The organism is Mesorhizobium sp. M7A.F.Ca.CA.004.04.2.1 (genome assembly GCF_004022825.1).
Taxonomy (GTDB): Bacteria; Pseudomonadota; Alphaproteobacteria; order Rhizobiales; family Rhizobiaceae; genus Mesorhizobium.
Genome location: NZ_RZPH01001779.1, coordinates 1 through 467 on the forward strand (window position 1 = coordinate 1; position 467 = coordinate 467).

Below are 467 nucleotides of genomic sequence, written 5' to 3' on the forward strand. Positions count from 1 at the left end.
GTCCTCAGTGGTCTTGAACTTGCTGTCGGCCTTGGTGAAGACGGTGCTGCCCGTGTACATGTAAGGCGTGGTGAAGGCGACCTTCATGCCACGCGCCAGCGTCGGTGTCATGTCGGCGACCAGAAGGTCGGCCTTACCCGACAACAGCGCCGGAATCAGACCATCCCAGTCGAAGTCGAGGAACGTGATTTTCACACCCATTTCCTTGGCCATCAGTTCGGCCAGTTCGACCGAACTGCCGGTGCGTTCGCCGTTGGCGCCAACCAGCGAGAAGGGCGGTCCTTGAGTCTGCACGGCGACGCGCAACTCGCCGCGCTTGGTGATGTCGTCGAGCGTACCGGCACTGGCAGCGGCAGTGAGCCCGGCGAGTGCAAGCCCGGCGATGAAAAATCTGGCAATCTTCATTTCGGTATTCCTCCTTGTTTTATTGTTCCACGTTGTTTTTCACCCTTTGGGGTGCTTTTTGA

1 protein-coding gene is annotated in these 467 nt (G+C 58.5%); it reads right to left on the minus strand.

Features of this window, described 5'->3' with window-relative positions; genetic code table 11:
* Nucleotides 1–405, minus strand: a 405-nt coding sequence (locus EN893_RS37540; RefSeq protein WP_164901571.1) for an ABC transporter substrate-binding protein, incomplete at its 3' end; no start/stop codon positions are given.
* Nucleotides 406–467 lie beyond the last annotated feature (62 nt).